This is a genomic window from Streptomyces sp. NPDC005574 (assembly GCF_040605435.1).
GTDB lineage: Bacteria > Actinomycetota > Actinomycetes > Streptomycetales > Streptomycetaceae > Streptomyces.
The window spans coordinates 1-5,979 of record NZ_JBEXCW010000192.1; the positions used below are offsets into that span (position 1 = coordinate 1).

A 5,979-nucleotide genomic window follows, 5' to 3' on the forward strand; every position below is an offset into this window, starting at 1 on the left:
ACACCACCTTTTCGATCATCTCGACTGGGGGCTCAAGTCATACCGGGGCCGAAGGCCGGGAGCCCCATTGCGAGGCCACGAAGAAGGTAACGGGGCTTCGAAACCCGGCACTCGGCCGCTCCAGAGGTGGGCTGACCAGCAAGATTCATCTGGTCTGCGATGCCGTCGGCCGACCGCTCGCTTTCGTTCTCACCGGCGGGAACACCAACGACTGCACCCAGTTCACCGCCGTGATGGAGGCGATACGGGTGCCCCGCATCGGTCCCGGCAGACCCCGCGTACGGCCCGATCACGTCCTGGGAGACAAGGGCTACAGCTCGAAGGCGATCCGGGCCTGGCTGCGGCGCCGGGGCATCACGCACACCATTCCGGAACGGGCCGACCAGATCCGCAACCGGGCCCGTCGCGGCAGCCTCGGCGGACGCCCTCCGACAGTCGATCGCGAAATCTACAAGCATCGCAACGGCGTGGAACGGTGCTTCAACCGCTTGAAGCAATGGCGCGGCATCGCGACCCGCTACGACAAGACCGCCGAGTCCTACCAGGCAGCCGTAACCCTCGCCGCACTGCTGATGTGGGCGTGACACTTTGACGACAACTCCTAGCTTGATCTTTAACGTCCGGCGTCGAATGGTCCGTCGAACTTGATCACTCGGTTCGGTAACTGCCGTACACGGAGGTGGCCTTCGGCTGAACATGTGCTCCGACCAAGGAACACACACGTTCAGCACGAAGGCCGTGAGGATGAGTCTGCTGCATCACGACGCCCGGCAAGAGCCGTTGGCGCAACTGTCATGCTTCCGGGGCGAGTTCTACGCCTGTCTGACCGCTCGTTCGGACGCGTTGTTCGAGCTGGCCGATGCTGTTCTGTGCGCCGACGGGCCGGTGAGGGCGCTGGCCGAACTGTCGCTGGTGGGTGAACACCGCCGCGGCCATGGAGGGCTCTACGCCGCGGTGGCCCGTGGACGCATCGATGCCGGCCGGCTGCGACGGGCACTGGCCGAAGTGCCCCTGCCGCGGGCTGCCGACGGCCGGCTGGTCCTCGCCGTCGACGTCACCTGCTGGCTGCGGCCCGACGCCCACACCTCACCGGAACGGATCCTGTGTCACACCTACGGCCGGGGCAAGGACCAGCACATCCCGGTCCCCGGCTGGCCCTACTCGATCATCTGCGCGCTCGAGCCGGGCCGCAGCTCCTGGACCGCACCGCTGGACGCACTACGGCTGACGCCCGGGGACGACACCGCCACCGTCACCGCCCGGCAGCTGCGCGATCTGCTGCAGCGGCTGATCACAGCGGGACAGTGGCAGACGGGCGACCCCGACATCCTCATCGTGGCGGACGCCGGATACGACGCACCCCGCCTCGGCTTCCTCCTCAAAGACCTGCCGGTGCAGGTGCTGGCCAGGATGCGATCCGACCGCGTCCTGCGCAGAGCTGTCCCACCACGGCTCCCGCACACCCAGGGCCGACCACCCCGGCACGGCGGCGAATTCGTCTTCGGGCAGCCCGACACCTGGGGCACCCCGGACACCGAAACAGTCACCGACACACGCCTCTACGGCATCGCCAGGGCCCGCTCCTGGGACCGACTGCACCCCAAGCTGACCCACCGCTCTTCCTGGGCAGCCGCCGACGGCATCCTCCCCATCGTCGAAGGAACGGTGATCCGCCTGGACATCGACCACCTGCCCAGCGGAGCAACACCGAAGCCGGTCTGGCTGTGGTGGTCAGGCACCGACGCCACCCCGGCGGACGCCGACCGTCTCTGGCAGGCATACCTACGACGCTTCGACATCGAGCACACCTTCCGCCTGTTCAAACAGACCCTCGGCTGGACCTCCCCGAAGATCCGCACCCCCGAGGCAGCCGACCGATGGACCTGGCTGATCCTCGCCGCCTACACCCAACTCCGTCTCGCCCGCCCGCTCGCCGCCGACCGGCGCCGTCCCTGGGAGAAACCCAGCTCGCCGGACAGGCTCACCCCCGCCCGCGTCCGCCGCGACTTCCGGCACATCCGCCCACAAGCGGCCTGTCCGGCCCAAGCACCGAAACCATCCCGACCCGGCCCCGGACGACCACCAGGCCGAAAGAACACCCGGCCCACACCCCGCCACGACGTTCACACACCCCGCAAAACACCCTCGGCGAAGCCGCGCACGAAGAAGTCAACCGCCCCACGGCCACGCCGCACAGGTTAAAGATCAAGCTAGCGATCGACGGAAGGGCCCTCTGGGCTTCTGGGGTGTGTCAGTGGCGGGGCGGGGGCGTGGCGGCTCCCGACGGCCGGTTACCCTTGTGGTCCCCTCGGAGGGCTACCTCCTGCTGGTCGCCGCCCTGTTTGAGGAGTGCGGCTACCCGGTGTGTGGGTTAAGCTCCCCATCGCGCTGGGGCCCCTGCCTGTCCCGACGATCACCACGACCGCCCTGCGACACGCTCGCGCCCAGCTCGGCGTGCGCCCGATGCGGGCCCTGTTCGATCCGCTGTACGGGCCGACATCCGCGATCCTCGTCGAACGCCACCCTGTTGTCCGACGCCCACTCCCCATACGTACATGGCTCCCGGCCCAGTACCTGCCGTGCTTCCTCCATGACGACGGCAGTGAGGCCGCTTCGTTTGTGCGCGCTGCCAGCCGCAACGCCCTCCGCGTACGCCGCGTCCATGCTCCAGCCGGCCAGGCCGCCTCGGGAGCGTCCGAGTCCGGGACTCCGGGCCCCCTTTGCCGGGCTCCGGCTGCGTGCTGTGGGCGCGGACGATGGTCGAGTCCGCCGACACCAGCCAGTCGATGTCGCCGGCCTCGTCGGCGTGCGCCTGGGCGGCCCGGAGCATGCGCTCGAAGGTGCCGTCCAGAGCCCATCGGCGAAAACGGGTGTGCAGTGTGGCCCACGGGCCGTACCGCTCGGGCACGTCCCGCCAGGCCGTCCCAGTGCGGAATTTTCACACGATCCCGTTGAGACCTTGCGGTCGTCCAGCCGTCTCGAACCCCGCAACGACACTGGCAGCAGTGGTCGTTGACGCCGGACGGTACCGACATCTGTGACCCAGGTCTCAGTGCGGCTGTGCAGCAGACGAGGCGGTGCTCACGTCGAGGAGGGGTGACAGGAAGGGAGGAGCGTGTGGAGATGGACTTTGAGGATTTCGTCGCCGCAAGGTCGGCCGCGTTGTTCCGCGCCGCCTTCGTCCTGACGGGCAACCGTGAGGCGGCGGAGGACCTGGTCCAGGAGACCCTGGAGCGGGCCTGCCGCAAGTGGCGCGTCATCGCCGGGAAGGACGCTCCGGAGGCCTATGCGCGGCGGATCATGGTGAACCTGGCCAACGACCGCTGGCGCAGGTTCCGCTGCCTGGTCACGACCTCCCAAGCCGAAAGCGGTGACAAAGCCGCTCCGGGAGACGAGTTCGGACAGGTGGACACCCGGGACCAGTTGGTGCGCGCTCTGCAGCAACTGCCCATGCGGATGCGCACGGTCGTGGTGCTGCGGTACTTCCACGACCTCTCCGACACCGAGATCGCAGCCGACCTGGGCATATCGCCCAGCACGGTGCGCTCTCAGCTCGCTCGCGGGATCGAGAAGCTCAGAGATCAGAGCTCCGTACTCTCCACCCCTTCACCACAACGGCACCGGGAAGGAATCCGATGACCTCGTACGACGACGCGCGGCCTTCCGGCTGCCCATCTTTCGAAGAGGAACTGATCAACGCCATGAACCGATTCGTGAACTCCGCCGAGGCCCCCGCCTACGACGCGCCCCAGATCCTGCTCCGCACCCGGCGCAGGCGCACCATCGGCATCGCTGCCGTCGCCGCCGCCCTCATTGCCGCGGGCGGGGGCACGGCCCTGGCCACCTCGTCCGCGGGCAGCGGCAGCTCGAGCCCGGCGGCCACCAGCACGTCCGCCAACAGCGACGCCACCACCGTGCTGTACGTCACGCCCGACGGCACGACCATTCCGATCGACTTCGCGAACCTGGACCTGACGTTCGCCAAGCAGACGCTCCTCAAGGCGGAGCTGAAGACCGGTGCCATCACCAAGGCAGTCGTCAAGGGCTGCAAGCCGGGCTCGGTGGTTGGCGTGTCCCCGCACGCCCCGAAGAGCGTCAAGAGCGGCGCTACGGTCAACCTGACCCTCTGCGCCGGCTGACCGGGACACGGACACGACGCCCGCCCCTGCGCCAAGCAGGGGCGGGCGTCGTGTCCGCGCCGTCGGCTCAACCGCGGCGGAGACAGGCAGGCCAACGCCGCTCTGCACCGCATCGTGGTCACCGCATGCGACAAGACGAGCGCCCTCGCCTCTACCTGGAACGACGCACCGCTGAAGGAAAGGGAAATCGCGAGGTCATGCGCTGCACGAAACGCTACGCAGCCCGCGAGGTGTACCACCTGATCCGCGACGACGTGACTCCTCCCCGTCCTGAAGGTCGGGGCTTCTCGCTATGCCGGTTTGGCGTGGCGACGGACCAGCCCGGCCCATGGGCCCCGGGGATGTTGTGGTTCGTGGTCCACCCGGACCGGGTCGCTGTCCCACACCAAAATCCGCACCACACCGTCATTTGACGCGCAGATCGAGCGCGACGGAGCCGGGTGGGGTTCGAGGCGCGGCCCGGCTTCCACGTCGTGGGCCGCAGACTCGCCCTCGACCCCAACGCGTCCGCCCTGCAGGCTCTGGCCTCGCACTGCGGGGCGGCGCGGGTCGCCTACAACTGGGCGGTGCGGCATGTGCTGGCGAGTTGGTCGCAGCGCGCAGCGGAGGAGACCTACGGCGTCTTCGGGCAGAGCGCGTTCCGTGGCGGTCGTGGTCGCTGCCGTCGTTGCGGAAGGCCTGCAACGAGGCCAAACACACCGACCCCTTCCTGCGGGAGTGGTGGGCGGAGAACTCGAAGGAGGCCTACAACACCGGCCTCGCGAACGCTGCCGCCGCGTTCGACACCTATGCCAAGTCCCGGCGCGGCGAACGCAAGGGCGCCCGGATGGGCAGGCCCCGTTTCAAGTCGAAGCGGAAAGCCCGTCTGGCGTGCAAGTTCACCACCGGCACCATCCGCCTCGATGACCGGCGGCATATCGTCCTGCCCCGCCTCGGCCGGATCCGCCTTCATGAGGACGTCCCGCTCCTCGCGGACGCGATCACCGAAGGCTCAAGGCGGATTCTGTCGGTGACGGTGCGGTTCGAGCGGGGCCGCTGGTTCGCGGTCCTGCAGACCGAGGAACGCAACACCATCGCCCCTGCCACCCGGCCGGGCACGGCGGTCGGGATCGACCTCGGCGTGAAGACTCTCCTCGTCATGGCGGACTCGGCCCGCGAAGTCCGCGAGGTCGCGAACCCCAAGCACTACGACCAGGCCCTCACGCAGCTCCGGAAGGCCTCCCGGACCGTCTCCCGCCGACGCGGCCCCAACCGGCGCACCGGACAGGCCCCGTCCCGTCGCTGGGAGAAGGCCAACGCGGTCCGCAACCGGGTGCACCACCGGGTGGCGAACCTGCGGGAGAACCATCTCCACCAGGCCACCGCGCGTATCCCCGCCGAGTACGGCACCGTCGTGGTCGAGGACCTCAACGTGAAAGGGTTGGTCCGCAACCGGCGTCTGTCCCGCCGTATCTCCGACGCGGCGTTCGGGGAACTGCGGCGCCAGCTCACCTACAAGACCCAGCGTCACGGTGGACGTCTGATCGTCGCCGACCGCTGGATGCCCTCCTCGAAGACCTGCTCCCGCTGCGGTGTGGTGAAAGCCAAGCTGCCCCTCGGCGTGCGTGTCTTCGAGTGCGACGCCTGCGGACTCGTCCTGGACCGGGACGCGAACGCAGGCCACAGCCTGGCCGCCCTCGCGGCGGCCAACCGGAAAACGGGTACCGGAGTGGCCGGAGACCCGGGCCCCGCCCTGGTGGTGGTGCCGAAGCGTCTCTAATCAGCTAAGCGATCCCATGTCAGACGTAGTGTCTGGCAAGGGAGTTTCCCATCGTGGAGGGGTGGCGTGAGCGTGCAGGTG

General features: G+C 68.7%; 5 protein-coding genes and 1 pseudogene. 5 read left to right on the forward strand and 1 reads right to left on the reverse strand.

The features are described 5' to 3' along the window. A partial coding sequence (locus ABZT03_RS42585) for an IS5 family transposase (protein ID WP_356049487.1) occupies positions 1-584 on the forward strand: 584 nt, incomplete at its 5' end. Positions 585-744: 160 nt separating this feature from the next. Continuing rightward, positions 745-2,202: an NF041680 family putative transposase gene (locus ABZT03_RS42590; RefSeq protein WP_356049489.1), complete on the forward strand. Its 1,458-nt coding sequence runs from the start codon at positions 745-747 to the stop codon at positions 2,200-2,202. A gap of 474 nt (positions 2,203-2,676) precedes the next feature. Here the strand turns inward: ABZT03_RS42590 and ABZT03_RS42595 are convergent. Next, a pseudogene (locus ABZT03_RS42595) lies at positions 2,677-2,962 on the reverse strand (transposase); the annotation flags it as partial. Positions 2,963-3,123: 161 nt separating this feature from the next. Here ABZT03_RS42595 and ABZT03_RS42600 point away from each other — a divergent pair. The 3 genes from ABZT03_RS42600 (at position 3,124) to tnpB (ending at position 5,898) form a co-directional block, all read left to right on the forward strand. After that, a complete protein-coding gene (locus ABZT03_RS42600) occupies positions 3,124-3,639 on the forward strand; it encodes a SigE family RNA polymerase sigma factor (RefSeq protein WP_356049491.1) in 516 nt (171 codons plus the stop codon). A gap of 62 nt (positions 3,640-3,701) precedes the next feature. Then, on the forward strand, positions 3,702-4,139 hold the full coding sequence (locus tag ABZT03_RS42605) for a PASTA domain-containing protein (RefSeq protein WP_356049493.1): 438 nt from the start codon (positions 3,702-3,704) through the stop codon (positions 4,137-4,139). A gap of 667 nt (positions 4,140-4,806) precedes the next feature. Continuing rightward, entirely contained in the window at positions 4,807-5,898 is a 1,092-nt protein-coding gene (gene tnpB / locus ABZT03_RS42610; RefSeq protein WP_356049495.1) for an IS607 family element RNA-guided endonuclease TnpB, read from the forward strand. The last annotated feature ends 81 nt before the right edge of the window (positions 5,899-5,979 follow it).

What these genes read in the sequence shown, in the direction of transcription:
- ABZT03_RS42590 (WP_356049489.1), top strand. Translation starts at nt 745, where the DNA reads ATGAGTCTGCTGCATCACGACGCCCGGCAAGAGCCGTTGGCGCAACTG.
- ABZT03_RS42600 (WP_356049491.1), top strand. Translation starts at nt 3,124, where the DNA reads ATGGACTTTGAGGATTTCGTCGCCGCAAGGTCGGCCGCGTTGTTCCGC.
- ABZT03_RS42605 (WP_356049493.1), top strand. Translation starts at nt 3,702, where the DNA reads ATGAACCGATTCGTGAACTCCGCCGAGGCCCCCGCCTACGACGCGCCC.